This window comes from Pseudomonas sp. SWRI18 (genome assembly GCF_014268345.1).
Classification (GTDB): Bacteria; Pseudomonadota; Gammaproteobacteria; order Pseudomonadales; family Pseudomonadaceae; genus Aquipseudomonas; species Aquipseudomonas cedrina.
In genome coordinates, this window is record NZ_JACCQQ010000014.1 from 152,530 (window position 1) to 171,964 (window position 19,435).

Consider the following 19,435-nt stretch of genomic DNA (forward strand, 5'->3'; position numbering starts at 1 on the left):
TGTATGAGTAACGGCGGCTATTGGTTCCGCTCTTACAGCGGCTCACTTTTGAAGAGCGCAAAAGTAAGCAAAACGCTCTTGCCCCACCACTCGGTACCTCGCTTAGGCTCGGTATGCCCTCACTCCGGCTTGAATCCGTGGGCCGCCGCCACGCGCCATCCATGGCGCGGGGCGGCTAACCCGGCGTCCTGCCGGGTTACCCACGGATTCAAGCCTGCGTTCGGCCAGCGTGGTTGACGGGGCGCCTGAGATCAAAATCAAAAGCCAGATCAAGAGCAGATCAAGAGCAGATCAAGAGCAGGTTGGGGGCACTCTGCAGCTTTGCTCTTCTGTGGGGGCTTGCCTGCGATGCGGTCACTTCGGTACATCAGGCACACCGGGTTGCTGCCATCGCAGCATAGGTATCTACACAATTTTCAGAGGCTGACTTCATCCCCTGTGGGAGCTGTCGAGCTTTAGCGAGGATGCGAAAGCGGTGGGTCAGGCGAAGAAAATGCCAGCAGTGCCGCCGCCTTCGCAGCCTCGCTGGGGCTCGACAGCTCCCACATTTTGAACCGAGTTCGACATCAATACCGGTCGGTCCGAAGGCCGCCACGGGGTCTGTGTGACGACAAATACCATGCAATATGTTGCTATCTCACCCCCACTATTGAAACCACCACCACCCTGCCCCATCTAAGCACCATACTTACTGATGCAGGTGCCCCATGAGCGACCAGCAAGAATCCCCTGATTACGACATCAACGATTACGCAGACCCCGAAAACGCCGAACACGCCGCCTCGTCCAGCACCGGCCTGGCCCTGCCTGGGCAAAACCTGCCGGACAAGGTCTATATTATCCCGATCCACAACCGGCCTTTCTTCCCGGCGCAAGTGCTGCCGGTGATCGTCAATGAAGAGCCATGGGCCGAGACGCTGGAGCTGGTGAGCAAGTCCGACCACCATTCCCTGGCCCTGTTCTTCATGGACACACCGCCGGAAGACCCGCGCCACTTCGATACCTCCAGCCTGCCGCTGTACGGCACGCTGGTGAAGGTGCACCACGCCAGCCGCGAAAACGGCAAGCTGCAGTTCGTCGCCCAGGGCCTGACCCGCGTGCGGATCAAGACCTGGCTCAAGCACCACCGCCCACCGTACCTGGTGGAAGTCGAATATCCGCACCAGCCAAGCGAGCCGACCGATGAGGTCAAGGCCTACGGCATGGCCCTGATCAACGCGATCAAGGAACTGCTGCCGCTCAACCCGCTGTACAGCGAAGAGCTGAAGAACTACCTCAACCGCTTCAGCCCCAACGACCCGTCGCCGCTCACCGATTTCGCCGCCGCCCTCACCTCGGCCACCGGTAACGAGTTGCAGGAAGTGCTGGACTGCGTGCCCATGCTCAAGCGCATGGAAAAAGTCCTGCCGATGCTGCGCAAAGAAGTGGAAGTGGCGCGCCTGCAAAAAGAACTGTCCGCCGAGGTAAACCGCAAGATCGGCGAGCACCAACGTGAATTCTTCCTCAAGGAACAACTCAAGGTCATCCAGCAGGAGCTGGGCCTGACCAAGGACGACCGTAGTGCGGATGTCGAGCAGTTCGAGCAACGCCTTGAAGGCAAAACGCTGCCGGCCCAGGCGAAAAAACGCATTGATGAAGAACTGAACAAACTGTCGATCCTGGAAACCGGTTCGCCGGAATACGCGGTGACGCGCAATTACCTGGACTGGGCCACCTCAGTGCCGTGGGGCGTGTACGGCGCGGACAAGCTCGACCTGAAACATGCGCGCAAGGTCCTGGATAAACACCATGCGGGCCTGGATGACATCAAGAGTCGCATCCTCGAGTTCCTCGCGGTGGGCGCCTATAAAGGCGAAGTCGCCGGCTCCATCGTGCTGCTGGTGGGGCCGCCGGGCGTGGGCAAGACCAGCGTGGGCAAATCCATCGCCGAGTCCCTGGGCCGGCCGTTCTATCGCTTCAGCGTCGGCGGCATGCGCGACGAGGCCGAGATCAAGGGTCATCGCCGCACCTACATTGGCGCCATGCCGGGCAAGTTGGTGCAGGCGCTCAAGGATGTGGAAGTGATGAACCCGGTGATCATGCTCGACGAGATCGACAAGATGGGCCAGAGCTTCCAGGGCGACCCGGCGTCGGCGCTCCTGGAAACACTGGACCCGGAGCAGAACGTCGAATTCCTCGACCACTACCTGGACCTGCGCCTGGACCTGTCCAAAGTGCTGTTCGTGTGCACCGCCAACACCCTGGATTCCATCCCCGGCCCCCTGCTGGACCGCATGGAAGTGATTCGCCTGTCGGGCTATATCACCGAAGAAAAAGTCGCCATCGCCAAGCGCCACCTGTGGCCCAAGCAGTTGCAAAAAGCCGGCGTGGCAAAAAACACCCTGACCATCAGCGACGGCGCCCTGCGCGCCTTGATCGACGGTTATGCCCGCGAGGCCGGGGTGCGTCAGTTGGAAAAACAACTGGGCAAACTGGTGCGCAAGGCGGTGGTCAAGCTGCTGGATGCGCCGGACTCGGTGATCAAGATCGGCAACAAGGACCTGGAAAGCTCCCTGGGTATGCCGGTATTTCGTAATGAGCAGGTGCTGTCCGGCACCGGCGTGATCACCGGCCTGGCCTGGACCAGCATGGGCGGCGCGACCTTGCCGATCGAGGCGACGCGTATCCACACGCTCAACCGCGGCTTCAAGCTCACCGGGCAATTGGGTGAAGTGATGAAGGAGTCCGCCGAGATCGCCTACAGCTACATCAGCTCAAACCTGCAGTCGTTTGGCGGTGATCCGAAGTTCTTTGACGAAGCCTTTGTGCACTTGCATGTGCCGGAAGGTGCCACGCCGAAAGACGGGCCGAGCGCCGGGGTGACCATGGCCAGTGCGTTGCTGTCGCTGGCGCGCAACCAGCCGCCGAAAAAAGGCGTGGCCATGACCGGCGAACTGACGCTGACCGGGCATGTGCTGCCGATTGGCGGGGTGCGCGAGAAGGTGATTGCGGCGCGGCGTCAGAAGATTCATGAGCTGATCCTGCCGGAGCCGAATCGGGGCAGTTTCGAGGAATTGCCGGAGTATCTGAAGGAAGGCATGACCGTGCACTTTGCCAAGCGGTTTGCGGATGTAGCTAAAGTGCTGTTCTGATAGGTCTTCAACGTCTGTAAGGGCCTCTTCGCGAGCAAGCCCGCTCCCACATTTGACCGAGTACATCTTATGGAATGCGGTCGAATGTGGGAGCGGGCTTGCTCGCGAAGGCGTCAGCTCGGCCAGCACAAAGCCATCTGTCACACCTCGCCCCATCTTCGGTTATGCTCGCCCTTCGTCGCCCATCAACGGAGCCTCCATGACCGCTGCCCGCCTGCTTCTCCCCTTGAGCCTTGCCCTGCTGGCCGCCTGCGCCAGTGCCCCGAAGCAAAACGTCACCGTGGACAGTCAGGGCGCCTGCCCGCTTGCGCTTAAAAACGGACAAAACCTGATCCTCACCCTGCCGAGCAATCCCACCACCGGCTACCGCTGGGCCATCCAGGATTCCGCCGGCGGCGTGCTGCGCGGGTTGGGCCCAGAGGTTTACAGCAGCGCTGAATCCGGTGTGATCGGTGGTGGCGGCCAATCGACCTGGCGTTTCCAGGCCTTCGCCGCCGGCCAGGGCCGCTTGCGCCTGACGTCCCAGCAGCCCTGGGAGCCGGAAGCTGAACCCGCCGAGATATTTGAATGTGCGATTACGGTGAACTGATACGCCTGATCTAGAAGAAAAACGTCTAGAGAACTGGGATTTCTGACAGTTACGAAACGGGGGGGCCACCTATATCGTTCAACGACAACGCGCACGATCATGCGGGCGCTGGAGCACGAGGGTTCGATCATGGCCACCCGTACATCCCGCCAGGAAGCAACGGGAACATTTACCGCAATCGTTAACGACACAGAGCATTTCGAAGCAAGCAAGGTTTTTGTGACTCGGGACAGCCGCCTGGTTATCGTGGCTGTAGATGAACGTCTCGGCGACCGAATACGCTTCATCGAATTGCACCTCGCGTCGGGTATAACGAACGGCGACCATGAATTCCCCGATCCGAACCAGCAAATTCACGCACTTATAGCCACTGCGAACGTTGCTCCCTCGCACTATTTGACTGAACGGGGCAGTGTTCGCGCTGATTTTTCCCATGAAAAACGCCGCTACAAAGGCGGGACCACATTCAGCGCAAAGGACCTCTTCACGTCAAATACCATTGTGGTAATCGCTGAATTTAATCTGTACACGAGCACTAAACGACGTTGAATTCAGTACGGGTTGCAACATCGCGGTTTATCACACAACCCGCGCATCCCACGAATAACTTGGCTAAAATGCCGGCCTTCCCCCATCGTCGCCGGAACAGCCGTGAGCAAAGAACCCGATCGCCTATTCGCCCAGCCCCTGCCGCAGGTGCCGGACTTTGCCTTTAACGAGGACGTGGTTCGGGTGTTCCCCGACATGATCAAGCGCTCGGTGCCCGGTTACCCGGCCATCGTCGAGAACCTCGGCGTGCTCGCGGCGCAGTTTGCCCAACCGGGCAGCGTGCTCTACGACCTCGGTTCTTCACTGGGCGCGGTTACTCAAGCCCTGCGCCGTCATGTGCGCACCGATGGCTGCCGGGTAATCGCTGTGGATAACTCGGCGGCGATGGTCGAGCGCTGCCGCGAATACCTCAATGGCCAGGACTCGATGTTCCAGGAGTTGCTGCCGGTTGAAGTGATCGAAGGCGATATCCTCGCGCTGCAGTTCCAGCCGGCTTCGGTGGTGGCGTTGAACTTCACCCTGCAATTCATTGCGCCCGATGAACGCTTGGCGCTGCTCTCGCGCATCCGCCAGTCACTGTTGCCGGGCGGTGCGTTGATTCTTTCGGAGAAGCTGCGTTTCAACGATCCGCAAGAACACGCGCTGCTCACCGATTTGCACATCGCGTTCAAACGCGCCAACGGCTACAGCGAACTGGAAATTGCCCAGAAGCGCAGCGCCATTGAAAACGTCATGAAGCCCGACAGCCTCGACGAACACCGCGAACGCCTGCTGGCGGCGGGGTTCTCCAAAGTCGTGCCGTGGTTCCAATGTCTTAACTTTGCCTCGTTGATTGCCTTGCCATGATTGATCTGTCCCCCCTCGCCCGCCACTTGGTCGGCACTCCCTTGGCCGTATGGGCCCAGGGCCTGCAAGCGCAACTCGATAGCAAGATGGAAAAAGGCCATGGCGACCTGGAGCGCTGGCAGAGCGCGCTGGATGCGTTGCCCAGGATCATGCCGACCGAAGTCGACTTGCTGAACGGCCTGGTGCTGGACACCGACTGCGACGATGCCACCCGTGCACAGATGCACACCGCGCTGATGGGGTTGAGCCCCTGGCGAAAGGGGCCGTTCAACCTGTTTGGCGTGCATGTGGACACCGAATGGCGCTCGGACTGGAAGTGGTCGCGCGTCGCACCGCACCTGGACCTCAAGGGCAAGCGCATCCTGGATGTCGGCTGCGGCAACGGTTACTACATGTGGCGCATGCTCGGCGCCGGCGCCGACAGTGTGATCGGCGTCGATCCGAACTGGCTGTTCTTCTGCCAGTTCCAGGCGGTGCAGCGCTACCTGTGCGAGCCCAGGGCCTGGCACTTGCCGTTCCCGTTTGAAGACCTGCCGGCGAATCTGGAAGGCTTCGACACGGTATTTTCCATGGGTGTGTTCTATCACCGCCGTTCGCCGATCGAGCACTTGCTGGCGCTGAAAGACACCCTGGTCAAGGGCGGCGAGCTGGTGCTGGAAACCCTGGTGGTCGAAGGCGATCAGCAACAGGTGCTGGTGCCGGAAGATCGCTACGCGCAGATGCGTAACGTGTGGTTCCTGCCGTCGGTGCCGGCGCTGATGCTATGGCTGCGTCGCGCGGGCTTCAGCGATGTACGCTGTGTGGACGTCAGCGTGACCACGGTCGAGGAACAGCGTGGAACGGCGTGGATGAAGTTTCAGTCGTTGAGTGACTTTCTCGATCCGCAGGATCACAGCAAGACCATTGAAGGGCTGCCGGCGCCGATGCGGGCGGTGATCATCGCCAAGAAGTAAGCCCTAATTCCCCTGAAGGAATGGGATCCCCTGTGGGAGCGGCGGTGCGACGATTCGACTTGCTCGCGAAGGCGGAGTGTAAGTCACCTTATATAGGGCTGACCCACTGCATTCGCGAGCAAGCCCGCTCCCACATTTTGGTCCTCGGTGTTCTTTAGAGTGCTGGCCTGGCCCGACGGGCCTTGAAGAATTCACTCAGCACAGTCCCGCATTCCTCAGCCAACACCCCCCCTTCAAACAACACCCGATGGTTCAGAAAGCCTTGGGTAAAAAACTGCCCCTGGCTTTGCACAATCCCCGCCTTGGGTTCCAACGCGCCGTATACCACCCGGGCCACCCGCGAATGCACGATCAAACCTGCGCACATGCTGCACGGTTCCAGGGTTACATACAGGGTGCTGCCCACCAGCCGGTAGTTGCTGATGGCTTGCGCCGCCGCGCGGATGGCGACCATTTCGGCATGGGCGCTGGGGTCGTTGCCGCTGATCGGGCAGTTGAAGCCACGGCCGATGATTTCGCCGTCCTGCACCAGCACCGCGCCCACCGGCACTTCGCCCAATGCGGCGCCTTGGGCGGCCAGGGCCAGGGCTTCGCGCATGAAGTCCTGGTCGCGGCTGCGGTCGATGATCGCGGTGGGGCGAAACTGGCGCATCACGCCACCTCGATGGCGGCCATCAGGCCGGTTTCCATGTGGTCGATCACGTGGCAATGGAACATCCATACCCCTGGGTTATCCGCCACCAACGCCACGCGCGCGCGCTCGTTCTTGCCCAGCAAGTACGTATCGGTGAAGTAAGGGATCACCTTGTGGCGGTTCGAGGCGATCACTTTGAAGCTCATGCCATGCAGGTGGATCGGGTGCTGGTATTGGGTCATGTTCTTGAGTTCGAAGATGTAGCTCTTGCCCTTTTCCAGCTTGGCGATGGGGCGGTCGGCGCAGGTCTTGTCGGTGATGTCCCAGGCTTTGCCGTTGATCTGCCACAGGCTCGGCGGCTTGCCGTTGTCGACATTCACCGAAACAGAGCCCACCCATTCGAAATTGAAGTTGAGTTTCTCGGCATTGGCCAGGTCCGGCTCGCTGATGGGGTTGGCGGGCAGCGCGGGCGGCCATTGCGCGGGGGCATCCGCGCTGGCCACCGAACGGAACGTGCCAAGGCGCACCGGGCCGTTGCGGATCGACAGTTCTTCGCCGGCCGGCGGGGCCTTGATCGCCAGGCAGATGCGCATGCCGGGGCCCAGCCAGTATTCCTTGCCCAGCGGGCGCGGCTCGATGGGGTTGCCGTCCAGCGCGTAGATCTGCGCTTCGACGTCCGGAATATTGAGGCGATAGGTCAAGGTGTTGTCGAGGTTGAGCAGGCGCACGCGGGTGATCTGCCCGGCCGGCAGGTCGATCACCGCCTGGGATACGCCATTGATCGTCGACAGCCGCCCGGCGGTGCCGCCACGCGCGGCTTCACGGGGAATACTGAAGGCGACGAACGCGCCCTCTTCGTCCACGTGCCAGCTTTTCAGGCTCAGGGTACGTTCGTGCTTGAAACCGGTGGGCTCGCGTTCTTCGATGATCAGCGGGCCCACCAGGCCACGGCCGAGTTCCTCGCTGCTGTTCACATGGGGGTGATACCAGTAGCTGCCGGCGTCCGGCACACGGAATTTGTAGTCGAAGTATTCGCCGGGCAGCACTGGCAATTGCGAGACGTAGGGCACGCCGTCCATTTCCAGCGGCAGGCGGATGCCATGCCAATGGATGGTGGTAGCGACCGGCAGGTGGTTGATAAAGCGCACCCGCAGCCATTCGCCCTGGCGCACCCGCAACTCGGTGCCGGGCGCCGAGGAGCCGAACGCCCAGGCTTGGGTCTTGTGCCCCGGCACCAGTTCCACGTCCAGCGGTGCGGCGATCAGCTCGTAATCGTGCCCAGCCTCGGCCTCGGCAACTTTCCCCAGCCAATAGCGGTAGGCGCCACCGGCCCCCACACCCACTACGGCCAGGCCGGCAAGACCACCCAGGATTTGTCGACGGGAAAAGGATCGGGACACAACAACCTCGCGTATCGGCGGCAGGCCAGGGGCCCGCGAAGGGCTGATACGATACACCTGCATCGGCTAAACAGTAAGGCTTCGCATTGCCGCATGGCCGCATGGCTGAATTCTGGAATTCGCTGCGGACCCAATGTGGGAGCGGGCTTGCTCGCGAAGGCGGTGTGTCAGTGAGTACATATTTGACTGATACACCGCATTCGCGAGCAAGCCCGCTCCCACATTTTGCTCCTCAGTGTGCTTTAGACTGGGCTCGCTTAGGACTTGGCGGCAGCCAGGATCAGCGCTTTCATCTCGGCCACGGCACCTTTGAACCCGACGAACAGCGCGTGGGCCACCAGCGCATGGCCGATGTTCAGTTCGTTGATTCCCTTGATCGCCGCCACAGCCTCGACGTTGTGGTAGTGCAGGCCGTGGCCGGCGTTGACGATCAGGCCCTGATTGAGACCGCAGTTCACACCGTCAATGATGCGCTGCAGCTCGTCGGCCACTTCGGTCGGGGTGGTGGCGTCGGCGTAACGCCCGGTGTGCAGTTCGATCGCCGGTGCGCCGACGCGGCGCGAGGCTTCGATCTGGCGCTCGTCGGCGTCGATGAACAACGAGACTTCGCTGCCGATCTTCGACAGGCGCTCCACCGCCGCCTTGATCCGCGCTTCCTGGCCGGCCACGTCGAGGCCGCCTTCGGTGGTCAGCTCCTGGCGGGTTTCCGGCACCAGGCAGATATGCGCCGGGCGGATGCGCTCGGCGAATTGCATCATTGCTTCGGTGACGCCCATCTCGAAGTTCATGCGTGTTTGCAGCACGTCCTTGAGCAGCAGCACGTCGCGCTCCTGGATGTGGCGGCGGTCTTCGCGCAGGTGCACGGTGATGCCGTCGGCGCCCGCTTCTTCGGCGTCCAGCGCGGCCTTGACAGGGTCAGGGTAGCGGGTGCCCCGGGCCTGGCGCAGGGTGGCGACGTGGTCGATGTTGACGCCAAGAAGAATGCGATTGCTGGTGGTCACGGAAGCGCTCCTGAAAAGGGAAAGAATCGGTGCACAGCATACACGGGGATGTCAGGGCTTTCGAAACAACTCGCGACTGACCAGCGGCCGCCCGCCCAGGTGCACCGCCAGGGCCTGGCGCATCAGACGCTTGGCGGCGGACAGCGCACCCGGCGCGGTCCAATCCGCTTCGCTCATGGCCAGCAGCTCGGCGCCCTGGAACAGGCCGGGTTGCAGCAGGTACACGCGCTCAAGGCCGGCGTCCACTTGCAGGCGGTAGAGGCCGTCGGCGGCGATGGGGTCACCGTGCAGGTCGTTGGCCAGTTCGAAGCCGTAGCCCAGGTCGTCGAGCAAACGCCATTCGAAGGCGCGCAGCAGCGGTTCCAGCGGGCGGCCTTCGGCCAACGCCAGCAGGGTCGCGGCGTAGTGATCAAAAACGCCGGGGTGGGGGTCTTCAGCAGGGAGCAGGCGGATCAGCAGCTCATTGAGGTAGAGGCCGCTGAACAAGGCCTCGCCATTGAGCCAGGCGGAGGTGCCGACGCTTTCCAGGCGACCGACATTCTTCAACTCGCCCTTGCCGCGAAACTCCACGTCCAGGGCCACGAAGGGCCGCGCCAGTGTGCCGGCCTTGCCCCGCGCGCTACGCAAGACCGCGCGCAGGCGACCTTGGGGCGTGAGGAAGTCCACTAGGGCGCTGGTCTCGCGGTAGGCGCGGCTGTGCAGGACGTAGGCGAGTTGGCTGGGGGGTTGGGACATAGGGTCTCACTGCTGGAATGCATGTTTGAAAACGACACAAACCTAATGTGGGAGCGGGCTTGCTCGCGAATGCGGTGGGTCAGCCGACACATGTGTGTCTGATCCACCGCATTCGCGAGCAAGCCCGCTCCCACATTTTGTACTGCGGTGTTCCTTAGAGGTCGCCGTAGCCTAGCGAGCGCAATGCGCGCTCATCATCGGACCAGCCACCCTTCACCTTCACCCACAGGTTGAGCATGATCTTGGAGTCGAACAGCAATTCCATGTCCTTGCGCGCCTCGGTGCCGATACGCTTGATGCGCTCGCCCTTGTCGCCAATGATGATCTTCTTCTGGCCATCGCGTTCGACGAGGATCAGCGCATGGATGTGCAAGGTCTTGCCCTGCTGCTTGAACTCTTCGATTTCGACGGTGATCTGGTACGGCAGCTCGGCGCCCATCTGGCGCATGATTTTCTCACGCACCAGTTCTGCGGCGAGGAAACGGCTGCTGCGGTCGGTGATCTGGTCTTCCGGGAAGAAGTGCTCGTTCTCCGGCAGGTAGCCGGCGATCACGCGTTCCAGGGCTTCGAGGTTATGCCCGTGCTGGGCCGAGATCGGCATGATCTGGGCATTGGGCAGTTGTTCCTGCAGCCAGGTCAGGTGCGGCATCAGCTCGGCTTTGTCTTCGATGCGGTCGGTCTTGTTCAGCGCGACGATCAACGGGCCGGTGACGTACTGCACACGCTCAAGGACCATCTGGTCCTCATCGGTCCACTTGGTGCGGTCGACCACGAAGATCACCACGTCGACGTCTTTGAGCGCCGCCGACGCGGTTTTGTTCATGTAGCGGTTGAGGGCTTTCTCGCCGCCTTTGTGCATGCCCGGGGTGTCGACGTAGACCGCTTGCACGCTGCCTTCGGTCTTGATGCCCAGCATGTTGTGACGGGTGGTCTGCGGCTTGCGCGACGTGATCGCCAGCTTCTGGCCGAGGATGTGGTTGAGCAGCGTGGACTTGCCCACGTTGGGGCGGCCGACGATGGCAACATAGCCACAGCGTGTTGCGGTTGAATCAGTCATGGCCATTCTCCACGCCCAGGGCAATCAGTGCTGCAGCGGCCGCTACCTGTTCGGCAATACGACGGCTCACACCCTGACCTCGGCTTTTTTCATTCAGTAAGGTGATTTCACATTCCACGAAGAACACGCGGCAATGCGGCTCGCCCTGGATATCCACCACTTCGTAGCGTGGCAGTTCGCAACCACGGGACTGCAGGTATTCCTGCAGGCGGGTCTTGGGGTCTTTGTTGGTGTCGACCAATGTGAGGCTTTCGATTTCCGAAGCCAGCCAGGCGACCACGCGCTCCTTGGCCATCTCCATCCCCGCATCGAGGTAGATGGCACCGATCAAGGCTTCCAGGGCATCCGCCAGGATCGACTCGCGACGGAAACCGCCGCTCTTCAATTCACCGGAACCCAACCGCAGGTACTCGCCCAGGCCGAAACCTCGGGCCAGCACGGCCAGGGTCTCGCCTTTCACAAGGCGTGCACGCAGGCGCGAAAGCTGGCCTTCGCGCGCTTGAGGAAAACGCTCGAACAGCGCCTCACCGGCGGCGAAGTTGAGGATGGCATCACCGAGGAATTCCAGGCGTTCGTTGTTGCGCCCTGCAAAGCTGCGGTGTGTGAGGGCAAGGACCATCAATTCCTGGTCCTTGAAGGTGTAGCCGAGCTGGCGCTCGAGACGACTTAAAGAAACGCTCACGGTTTACCCATATCTGTTTGGTGGCACCGGCGGCCATCGACGATTGACGCAGTGTTCAAATTCAAATCCTGGTTGGTGCTGCATGAGGCAGGACCGATTTGTCCCCACCCCAGAAAAGCATTCGGCGCTGTGTTCACAGCGCCGCCTGTATTACTTGATCAGCCCGACCCGCGAGAAATTCGGCAGGTGGCTGAGTTTGGGTTCCGGCCAGCTCATCCAGACCGCAAAGGCCTTGCCGACGATATTCTGGTCGGGAACCATACCCAGCAGGTCCTTGGGAATGTTGGGATCATCCCAGTACCGGCTGTCATTGGAGTTGTCACGGTTGTCGCCCATCATGAAATAGTGCCCGGCGGGCACTTTCCACTGGCCGTCCGGCGTGGCGCGGTAGCGGCTCATTTCCTTGCGGATCTGGTGCTCGACCGCACCGAGTTTTTCCTGATACAGCTCGGCGCTGCCCAAGGTGTTCGGCTCGGAACCCAGCAGCTTCTCGGCCACCGACTCACCGTTGATGAACAGGCGCTTGTCGCTGGTATAGCGAATCACGTCGCCCGGCAGGCCGACCACACGCTTGATGTAGTTGACGTTCGGGTCGCTCGGGTAGCGAAACACCATCACATCGCCGCGCTGCGGGTCGCCGATTTCGATGACCTTCTTGTCGATCACCGGCAAACGGATCCCGTAGGAAAACTTGTTCACCAGGATGAAGTCGCCCACGTCCAGGGTAGGTTTCATCGACCCCGACGGGATCTGGAACGGCTCCACCAGGAACGAACGTAGCACCAGCACGATGAACAGCACCGGGAAGAACGATTTGCCGTATTCAACCAGCAAAGGCTCTTTGTTCAGCTTCTCGACCACCACCGCATCGGGCTGGCTGACGCTGCCCTGATAGGACGCGATAGCCGCCCGGCGACGCGGGGCGAAGAACACCAGATCGAGCAATGCCAACAGACCGCAGACGGCAACGGCGATGACCAGCAACAGCGGGAAATTTAGCGACATAGGACCTAACTATCCAACCTGAGCACCGCAAGGAAGGCTTCTTGTGGAATTTCCACGTTGCCCACTTGCTTCATGCGTTTTTTACCGGCCTTTTGCTTCTCAAGCAGCTTGCGCTTACGGCTTACGTCACCGCCGTAGCATTTGGCCAATACGTTCTTTCTGAGAGCCTTGACGGAGGTCCGCGCAATGATCTGCCCGCCAATGGCGGCCTGGATCGCGACGTCGAACATCTGGCGCGGAATCAGTTCTTTCATTTTTTCGGTCAACTGGCGACCTTTATAGTGCGCGTTGTCCTTGTGCACGATCAGTGCCAAGGCATCCACCTTGTCGCCGTTGATCAACACATCCAGCTTCACCAGGTTGGCCGATTGGTAGCGGTCGAAATGGTAGTCCAGCGAAGCATAGCCGCGACTGGTGGATTTGAGACGGTCGAAGAAGTCCAGCACCACTTCGTTCATCGGCAAATCGTAGGTCACTTGCACCTGGGTACCGAGGAACAGCATGTCGTGCTGTACGCCACGCTTTTCGATACACAGGGTAATGACGTTGCCCAGGTGTTCCTGCGGCACGAGGATATTGGCGCGCACGATCGGTTCGCGCATGTCTTCGATGGAAGACAGGTCTGGAAGCTTGGACGGGTTGTCGACGTAAATCGTTTCACCGCTCTTGAGCAACAGCTCGAAAATAACGGTTGGCGCGGTGGTGATCAGGTCCAAGTCGTATTCGCGCTCAAGGCGCTCCTGGATGATCTCCATGTGCAGCATGCCCAGGAACCCGCAACGGAAGCCGAAGCCCAGGGCGTCGGAGCTTTCCGGGGTGTACTGCAACGACGAGTCGTTAAGGGTGAGCTTTTGCAGGGCTTCGCGGAAGTCTTCGAAGTCGTCGGAGCTGACCGGGAACAGGCCGGCGTAGACCTGTGGCTGGATGCGCTTGAAGCCTGGCAGCACGTCAACGTCGGGGGTGGAGCTCAAGGTCAGGGTGTCACCGACCGGTGCACCGTGGATGTCCTTGATACCGGCGATGATAAAGCCGACTTCACCGGCCTTCAGATCAACGGTTGCCGTGTGTTTCGGGTTGAATACACCGACGCTGTCCACCAGGTGGATCTTGCCGGTGGATTTGACCAGGATCTTGTCGCCCTTCTTCACGCGGCCATGGCGCACGCGTACCAGGGAGACAACGCCCAGGTAGTTGTCGAACCAGGAGTCGATGATCAACGCTTGCAGCGGATCTTCGTAGTTGCCGGTGGGCGCGGGGATGGTCTTGACCAGGCGCTCGAGCACTTCGTCGACGCCCAGGCCGGTCTTGGCGCTGCACTCGACGGCGTCGGTGGCGTCAATGCCGATGATTTTTTCGATTTCTTCTTTTACGCGGTCCGGATCGGCTTGCGGCAAGTCGATCTTGTTCAGCACCGGCATCACTTCCAGGCCTTGCTCAATGGCGGTGTAGCAGTTGGCCACGGATTGGGCTTCAACGCCCTGTCCCGCATCCACCACCAGCAACGCGCCTTCGCAGGCGGCCAGGGAACGGCTGACTTCATAGGTGAAGTCAACGTGGCCCGGGGTATCAATGAAGTTGAGCTGGTACTTGATACCGTCTTTGGCGGTGTAGTACAGGGTAACGCTGTGGGCCTTGATGGTGATCCCGCGCTCGCGTTCGAGGTCCATGGAGTCCAGTACCTGGGCTTCCATTTCACGCTCGGCAAGGCCGCCGCACATCTGGATGAATCGATCGGCCAGCGTCGACTTACCATGGTCAATGTGGGCGATGATGGAGAAATTGCGGATATGACTCAAATCACTCACGGATCAACACTCAAAAAGGCTGCAGGCAGATTGCCCGCTGAAAAATAGCCGGGAATTGTACCTGATGCTCGGGCCAGACGTCATCTTTGCTGACCAGAACAAAAATGCCCCGCTTATACAAGCGGGGCATTTTTTGTGCATAAGCGCGCTATCAGCCGGCCCTGCGCAACAGCCAGAACCCGGCCAGGGCGCAGATGGCCGTGGGCACCAGCACTGCGAACAGCGGTGAGAAGCCGAACACCAGGCTCGACGGGCCAAGCAGGTCCTGGGCGATGCGGAAGGTAAACCCTACCAGCACACCGGTAAACACGCGCTGGCCGAGGGTTACCGAGCGCAAAGGGCCGAAGATGAACGAGATGGCCATCAGCACCAGCGCGGCGGTGACGACCGGTTGCAACACCTTGACCCAAAATGCCAGCCAGTAACGACCGTTGTTCAGGCCCTGGTCTTTCAGATAGTGGATGTAGCCCCACAGCCCGGAGATCGGCAGGCTTTCCGGGATCATCACGACGGTATTGAGCAATTGCGGCTTGAGGGCGATGTCCCACTCTTCGCTCGGCACATTGATCACTTCGGTGCTGGCCTTGGTGCCTTGGCCGATATTGCGGAAGTAGGTGGTGGTGACGTCGCTGAGTTGCCATTTTTCGTCGCTGTATTGCGCACGTTTGGCGAAGCTCGACGACAGCAGGTGGCGTTCCTTGTCGAAGTTGTAGCGCGTCACGCCAATCAACAGGCCGCCGGGTTGTACGGCGTTGATGTGGATGAACTGGTCACCCTGGCGATGCCACAAGCCATGCTTGGAGCTTTGCGCATCGCCCGAACCCTGGGCCAGCGCGCGATTGGCCTGGGCCGTGGTTTCGGCGGGCGGCGCGACGTATTCGCCGATCAGCACGCTGCAGGCCATCAGCAGCAGCATGGGCTTCATCACCGCCCAGACGATACGGCCAATGGACACGCCGGCGGCGCGCATGATGGTCAGTTCGCTGTTGCTGGCCAGGCTCCCCAGGCCGATCAGGCAGCCGATCAGCGCGGCCATCGGCATCATGTCGTAGAGGCGACGCGGTGCGGTGAGGGCCACGTAGCTCAGCACGTCCCACACGGTATAGGTATCGCTGACGTTGCCCACTTCATCGATGAAGGCGAACAACGACGCCAGGCCCAGGATGATGCCCAATACCGCCAGGATGGCGATCAGTACGCTGCTACCAATGTAGCGATCGAGCTTAGCCACGAGCCAACTCCTTCTGGCCACGACGGCTCTTCATTTTCAAACGGATCGGTTCCCAGTAGAGCAGCCCCAGGCCGATCACCAGGAAGATCCCATGCACCCACCACAGGCCCAGGGTCGGCGACAGCTTGCCTTTTTCCAGGGAGCCACGGGCGGAGATCAGGATGGTCAGGTACGCCATGTACAACAGGATTGCCGGCAGCAGCTTGAGGAAACGGCCCTGGCGCGGGTTGACACGCGACAGCGGCACGGCCATCAAGGTCACGATAAATACCAGCAGCGGCAGTGAGATTCGCCATTGCAGCTCGGCGATGGAGCGCAGTTCATTGCTGCCGAACAGTTCGGTGGTGGGGATGGCGTCGCGGTCGGTGACTTCATCACTGATATCCGGACGCGCCAGCATCACGCCGTAGGTGTCGTACTGGATGGCGCGGTAATCGGCCATGCCTGGGCTGCCGTCGTAGCGATAGCCGTTTTCCAGGATCAGGTAGCGGCTGCCGTCCGGACGCACTTCCTGGCGACCCGAATCAGCCACCAATATGGAAATGCCGCGATCCTTCTTGTCCTGGCCAAGGCGTTTCTCGGAAATGAACACCCCGCCCAGGTTGGCGCGGTCGTCGGTCAGGGTTTCGGTGTAGGTCACCCGGGAACCGTCATTGAGCGCCTGGAAACGGCCGGGCTCAAGGGTGTCGAACTCGGTCATCGCGTCCTGTTTGTTCAGCACCAGCTGGAACTGCATGGCGCCCTGGGGCGCCAGGCTCAGGCTCAGCCAGGCCACGATCAGCGCGACGCCGGCCGCCGGGATCATGGTCATGCCCAGCAGGCGCTGCTGGCTCATGCCGGTGGCCGAGAGCACGGTCATTTCGCTTTCCAGGTACAGGCGGCCGTAGGCCAGCAGGATCCCCAGGAACAGGCCCAACGGCAGGATCAACTGCAAAAAGCCTGGCAGGCGAAAGCCCATGATCAGGAACAGCGAGCCTGGGTCCAGCGCGCCCGAGGCAGCCTGGGCCAGGTATTTGACGAAACGACCACTCATGATGATGACCAGCAGGACCGCACTCACGGCACTCAGGGTCAACAGGACTTCGCGGGACAGATAACGGAAGACGATCAAACCAGACACTCCAGGGTTGTCAGGCTAAGGCGGCCAAACAAGCAAGCATACCGAGTCAGCCCCTCTACACAGGGCCGGCTAAAAAGATGGCGCATTATCCTGTGATTGACCGCGCCTGTCACGGAGCTTGCTCACGCACATGCATAAAGCCGGTGGCAAGGGTTGTCAGGCTCCGCCGCCGAGGTTCAAACTGCGGCCTTTGTCGCCGGCGGTTTACACAGCTGCCTGGTATTAAAGCCGGAGTACAGACTCCTGGCTAACCGACCTTTATAAGGGACCCGAAAATGGAATTGGTTGTAAAAAGCGTTAGCCCCGAAACGTTGAAAACCGCCACCCTCGTGGTCGCCATCGGCGAAGGCCGCAAGCTCGGCGTTGCCGCCAAGCTACTCGACGAACTCAGCGGCGGCGCCATCAGCGCGGTGCTCAAGCGCGGCGACCTGGCCGGCAAAGTCGGCCAGAGCCTGCTGCTGCAAAGCCTGCCCAACCTCAAGGCCGACCGCGTATTGCTGGTGGGCGTGGGCCAGGATGCCGAACTCGGCGACCGCCCGTTCCGCAAAATCATCAGCGCCATCCTCACCACCCTCAAGGGCCTGGGTGGCAGCGACGCAGCGCTGGCACTGGATGAAATCGTGGTCAAAGGCCGTGACAGCTACGGCAAGACCCGCCTGCTGGCTGAAAGCCTGGTGGACGGCGGCTACCTCTTCGACCAGTTCAAGAGCCAGAAAGCCGAACCACGCGCCCTGAAAAAAATCACCCTGCTGACCATCAAGGCGGCCCAGGCTGAAGTCGAACGCGCCGTGACCCACGCGACAGCGATCGCCAACGGCATGTCCTTCACCCGCGACCTGGGCAACCTGCCGCCGAACATCTGCCACCCGACCTTCCTGGGCGAACAGGCCAAGGCGTTGGGCAAAGAGTTCAAGGGCCTGAAGGTTGAAGTGCTGGACGAGAAGAAAATCAAGGAACTGGGCATGGGCTCGTTCTATGCCGTGGGCCAGGGCAGCGACCAGCCGCCACGCCTGATCGTGATGCAATACAACGGCGGCAAGAAGTCCGAGAAGCCCTATGCCCTGGTCGGCAAAGGCATCACCTTCGATACCGGCGGCATCAGCCTCAAGCCAGGCTTGGGCATGGACGAGATGAAGTACGACATGGGCGGCGCCGCCAGCGTGTTCGGCACCCTGCGCGCCGTACTGGAGCTCAAGCTGCCGATCAACCTGGTGTGCATCCTGGCCTGCGCCGAGAACATGCCGAGCGGCGGCGCGGCCCGTCCGGGCGACATCGTCACCACCCTGAGCGGCCAGACCGTCGAAATCCTCAACACTGACGCCGAAGGCCGCCTGGTGCTGTGCGATGCCCTGACCTACGCCGAGCGCTTCAAACCGCAGGCAGTGATCGACATCGCGACCCTGACCGGCGCCTGCGTGGTGGCCCTGGGCGCCCACACTTCGGGCCTGCTGGGCAACAACGACGAGCTGATCGAGCAACTGCTCAGCGCCGGCAAGGCGGCGGACGACCGCGCCTGGCAACTGCCGCTGTTCGATGAGTACCAGGAGCAACTGGACAGCCCGTTCGCCGACATCGCCAACATCGGCGGCCCGAAAGCCGGCACCATCACGGCTGCCTGCTTCCTGTCGCGTTTTGCCAAGAATTTCAACTGGGCGCACCTGGACATCGCCGGCACGGCCTGGACCAGCGGCGGCAAGGACAAGGGCGCAACCGGCCGTCCGGTGCCACTGCTGACCCAATACCTGCTGGACCGCGCCAAGGCCTGAAACTGAAGATTCCGGGACGGTCATCGCGCCGTCCCGGTCTCAGGAACCGCAATGACCCAAGTCGACTTCTATATATTGCCCAGCGCCGACCCGCTCGCGCGCCTGGACTTCGCCTGCAAACTCACCGAAAAAGCCTGGCGCATGGGCCATCGCATCTACCTGCATTGCAGCGATGCCAGCCAGCGCGACGAACTTGATGCCCGCCTGTGGCGCTTCAAGGGCGAAAGCTTCGTGCCCCACGGCCCCGCCGAGTCTGAACCTGAAGGCCTGGTGGTACTGGGTTTGGGCGACAATTGCGGCGATCACCATGACCTGCTGGTCAACCTGGACCTGAAAGTACCGCCGTTCGCCAAGGCATTCACGCGCATAGCGGAAGTGGTGGTGGAAGATCCGGCGATTCGTCAGGCCGCGCGGGAGAGTTTCCGTTTCTACCGCGAACAGGGCTATCCTCTGCAAGATCACCGGCTACAACGACTTTGAGCACATGATGGACACTCCAAAACCGCTGAAAAAAGACGACCACTTGCTGGACGACCTGGAGTCGATCCGCCAGTTGCTGGGGGATGATGGCTTGCAGCCGCCACTTCTGACCGAGTTGGTCAATGAGGTGGTGCAGATTCCAATGTTGCTGGAAATGTCCGACGGCAAGCCTGCTCCCACGCCGGCCGAAGCACCTGCCGCCGAAAAAACCCAGGACGCTCTGCTGCTGCATCTGGACGCCGAACTGCGCGCCGCCGCGCAATTGATCATGCAAGACGTGATCGCCGACTTTGCCCCGCATATCGAGACCGAGATCAAGCGCCGGCTGGATGCGCGGATGGAGCGGTTGCTCAGCCAGTACCAAAACTGAACAAACACAGATCCCCTGTGGGAGCGGGCTTGCTCGCGAAGGCGGCGCATCAGCCAAACATGTGTCGACTGACACTACGCC

The 19,435-nt window shown here is 61.1% G+C and carries 18 protein-coding genes; 8 read left to right on the forward strand and 10 right to left on the reverse strand.

The genetic code is table 11. The features are described 5' to 3' along the window. Positions 1-707: 707 nt before the first annotated feature. The 5 genes from lon to cmoB all read left to right on the forward strand — a co-directional run bounded on the left by lon (position 708) and on the right by cmoB (position 6,068). On the forward strand, positions 708-3,131 hold the full coding sequence (lon, locus tag H0Z09_RS16955) for an endopeptidase La (protein WP_238340260.1): 2,424 nt from the start codon (positions 708-710) through the stop codon (positions 3,129-3,131). 199 nt (positions 3,132-3,330) lie between these two features. Further along, a complete protein-coding gene (locus H0Z09_RS16960) occupies positions 3,331-3,720 on the forward strand; it encodes a protease inhibitor I42 family protein (RefSeq protein WP_186691572.1) in 390 nt (129 codons plus the stop codon). Between the two features lie 129 nt (positions 3,721-3,849). Beyond that, positions 3,850-4,269: a hypothetical protein gene (locus tag H0Z09_RS16965; protein WP_186691574.1), complete on the forward strand. Its 420-nt coding sequence runs from the start codon at positions 3,850-3,852 to the stop codon at positions 4,267-4,269. A gap of 102 nt (positions 4,270-4,371) precedes the next feature. Further along, positions 4,372-5,115 (forward strand): carboxy-S-adenosyl-L-methionine synthase CmoA, encoded by a 744-nt coding sequence (gene cmoA, locus H0Z09_RS16970; protein ID WP_186691576.1) that lies wholly within the window; start codon positions 4,372-4,374, stop codon positions 5,113-5,115. After that, the gene (cmoB, locus tag H0Z09_RS16975; RefSeq protein ID WP_186691578.1) at positions 5,112-6,068 is read left to right on the forward strand and encodes a tRNA 5-methoxyuridine(34)/uridine 5-oxyacetic acid(34) synthase CmoB; all 957 of its coding nucleotides are present in this window, start codon (positions 5,112-5,114) and stop codon (positions 6,066-6,068) included. Before cmoA ends, cmoB begins: the two co-directional genes overlap by 4 nt. Before the next feature lie 154 nt (positions 6,069-6,222). On the opposite strand, the gene tadA is transcribed toward cmoB, so the two are convergent. The 10 genes from tadA to lptF all read right to left on the reverse strand — a co-directional run bounded on the left by tadA (position 6,223) and on the right by lptF (position 16,729). Further along, positions 6,223-6,720, reverse strand: a complete 498-nt coding sequence (tadA, locus tag H0Z09_RS16980) for a tRNA adenosine(34) deaminase TadA (protein ID WP_186691581.1) — start codon at positions 6,718-6,720, stop codon at positions 6,223-6,225. Continuing rightward, positions 6,720-8,102: a multicopper oxidase domain-containing protein gene (locus tag H0Z09_RS16985; protein ID WP_186691583.1), complete on the reverse strand. Its 1,383-nt coding sequence runs from the start codon at positions 8,100-8,102 to the stop codon at positions 6,720-6,722. The genes tadA and H0Z09_RS16985 overlap by 1 nt, the downstream gene beginning before the upstream one ends. A gap of 257 nt (positions 8,103-8,359) precedes the next feature. After that, complete coding sequence (gene pdxJ, locus H0Z09_RS16990; protein WP_186691585.1) at positions 8,360-9,103, reverse strand: pyridoxine 5'-phosphate synthase; 744 nt, start codon at positions 9,101-9,103, stop codon at positions 8,360-8,362. Between the two features lie 51 nt (positions 9,104-9,154). After that, a complete protein-coding gene (gene recO / locus H0Z09_RS16995; protein WP_186691587.1) occupies positions 9,155-9,838 on the reverse strand; it encodes a DNA repair protein RecO in 684 nt (227 codons plus the stop codon). A gap of 154 nt (positions 9,839-9,992) precedes the next feature. Then, positions 9,993-10,895 carry a GTPase Era gene (gene era, locus H0Z09_RS17000; protein ID WP_003234112.1) on the reverse strand — a complete coding sequence of 301 codons (903 nt, stop codon included), beginning with the start codon at positions 10,893-10,895 and terminating at the stop codon, positions 9,993-9,995. After that, positions 10,888-11,577 carry a ribonuclease III gene (rnc, locus tag H0Z09_RS17005; RefSeq protein WP_076951328.1) on the reverse strand — a complete coding sequence of 230 codons (690 nt, stop codon included), beginning with the start codon at positions 11,575-11,577 and terminating at the stop codon, positions 10,888-10,890. The genes era and rnc overlap by 8 nt, the downstream gene beginning before the upstream one ends. A gap of 150 nt (positions 11,578-11,727) precedes the next feature. Continuing rightward, positions 11,728-12,582: a signal peptidase I gene (gene lepB, locus H0Z09_RS17010; protein WP_076951327.1), complete on the reverse strand. Its 855-nt coding sequence runs from the start codon at positions 12,580-12,582 to the stop codon at positions 11,728-11,730. Between the two features lie 5 nt (positions 12,583-12,587). After that, the gene (gene lepA, locus H0Z09_RS17015) at positions 12,588-14,387 is read right to left on the reverse strand and encodes a translation elongation factor 4 (protein WP_186691589.1); all 1,800 of its coding nucleotides are present in this window, start codon (positions 14,385-14,387) and stop codon (positions 12,588-12,590) included. A 151-nt stretch (positions 14,388-14,538) separates the two neighbouring features. After that, on the reverse strand, positions 14,539-15,618 hold the full coding sequence (gene lptG, locus H0Z09_RS17020; RefSeq protein ID WP_186691591.1) for an LPS export ABC transporter permease LptG: 1,080 nt from the start codon (positions 15,616-15,618) through the stop codon (positions 14,539-14,541). Further along, on the reverse strand, positions 15,611-16,729 hold the full coding sequence (gene lptF / locus H0Z09_RS17025; RefSeq protein WP_076951325.1) for an LPS export ABC transporter permease LptF: 1,119 nt from the start codon (positions 16,727-16,729) through the stop codon (positions 15,611-15,613). The genes lptG and lptF overlap by 8 nt, the downstream gene beginning before the upstream one ends. Before the next feature lie 284 nt (positions 16,730-17,013). Here lptF and H0Z09_RS17030 point away from each other — a divergent pair, with 284 nt between their 5' ends. Genes H0Z09_RS17030 through H0Z09_RS17040 form a run of 3 tightly spaced genes read left to right on the forward strand, consistent with a single transcriptional unit; the run spans position 17,014 to position 19,354 of the window. Further along, a complete protein-coding gene (locus H0Z09_RS17030; protein WP_186691593.1) occupies positions 17,014-18,504 on the forward strand; it encodes a leucyl aminopeptidase in 1,491 nt (496 codons plus the stop codon). Between the two features lie 51 nt (positions 18,505-18,555). Then, a complete protein-coding gene (locus H0Z09_RS17035; RefSeq protein WP_186691595.1) occupies positions 18,556-18,984 on the forward strand; it encodes a DNA polymerase III subunit chi in 429 nt (142 codons plus the stop codon). 7 nt (positions 18,985-18,991) lie between these two features. After that, entirely contained in the window at positions 18,992-19,354 is a 363-nt protein-coding gene (locus H0Z09_RS17040) for a DNA polymerase III subunit chi (protein WP_186691597.1), read from the forward strand. Positions 19,355-19,435 lie beyond the last annotated feature (81 nt).

Excerpts from the sequence above, each read along its gene's own strand:
- recO (WP_186691587.1), bottom strand. The coding sequence starts at position 9,838 with ATGTCCCAACCCCCCAGCCAACTCGCCTACGTCCTGCACAGCCGCGCC.
- era (WP_003234112.1), bottom strand. The coding sequence starts at position 10,895 with ATGACTGATTCAACCGCAACACGCTGTGGCTATGTTGCCATCGTCGGC.
- H0Z09_RS17040 (WP_186691597.1), top strand. The coding sequence starts at position 18,992 with ATGGACACTCCAAAACCGCTGAAAAAAGACGACCACTTGCTGGACGAC.
- H0Z09_RS17030 (WP_186691593.1), top strand. The coding sequence starts at position 17,014 with ATGGAATTGGTTGTAAAAAGCGTTAGCCCCGAAACGTTGAAAACCGCC.
- H0Z09_RS16965 (WP_186691574.1), top strand. The coding sequence starts at position 3,850 with ATGGCCACCCGTACATCCCGCCAGGAAGCAACGGGAACATTTACCGCA.
- cmoB (WP_186691578.1), top strand. The coding sequence starts at position 5,112 with ATGATTGATCTGTCCCCCCTCGCCCGCCACTTGGTCGGCACTCCCTTG.
- H0Z09_RS16960 (WP_186691572.1), top strand. The coding sequence starts at position 3,331 with ATGACCGCTGCCCGCCTGCTTCTCCCCTTGAGCCTTGCCCTGCTGGCC.
- H0Z09_RS17035 (WP_186691595.1), top strand. The coding sequence starts at position 18,556 with ATGACCCAAGTCGACTTCTATATATTGCCCAGCGCCGACCCGCTCGCG.
- tadA (WP_186691581.1), bottom strand. The coding sequence starts at position 6,720 with ATGCGCCAGTTTCGCCCCACCGCGATCATCGACCGCAGCCGCGACCAG.
- lon (WP_238340260.1), top strand. The coding sequence starts at position 708 with ATGAGCGACCAGCAAGAATCCCCTGATTACGACATCAACGATTACGCA.
- lepB (WP_076951327.1), bottom strand. The coding sequence starts at position 12,582 with ATGTCGCTAAATTTCCCGCTGTTGCTGGTCATCGCCGTTGCCGTCTGC.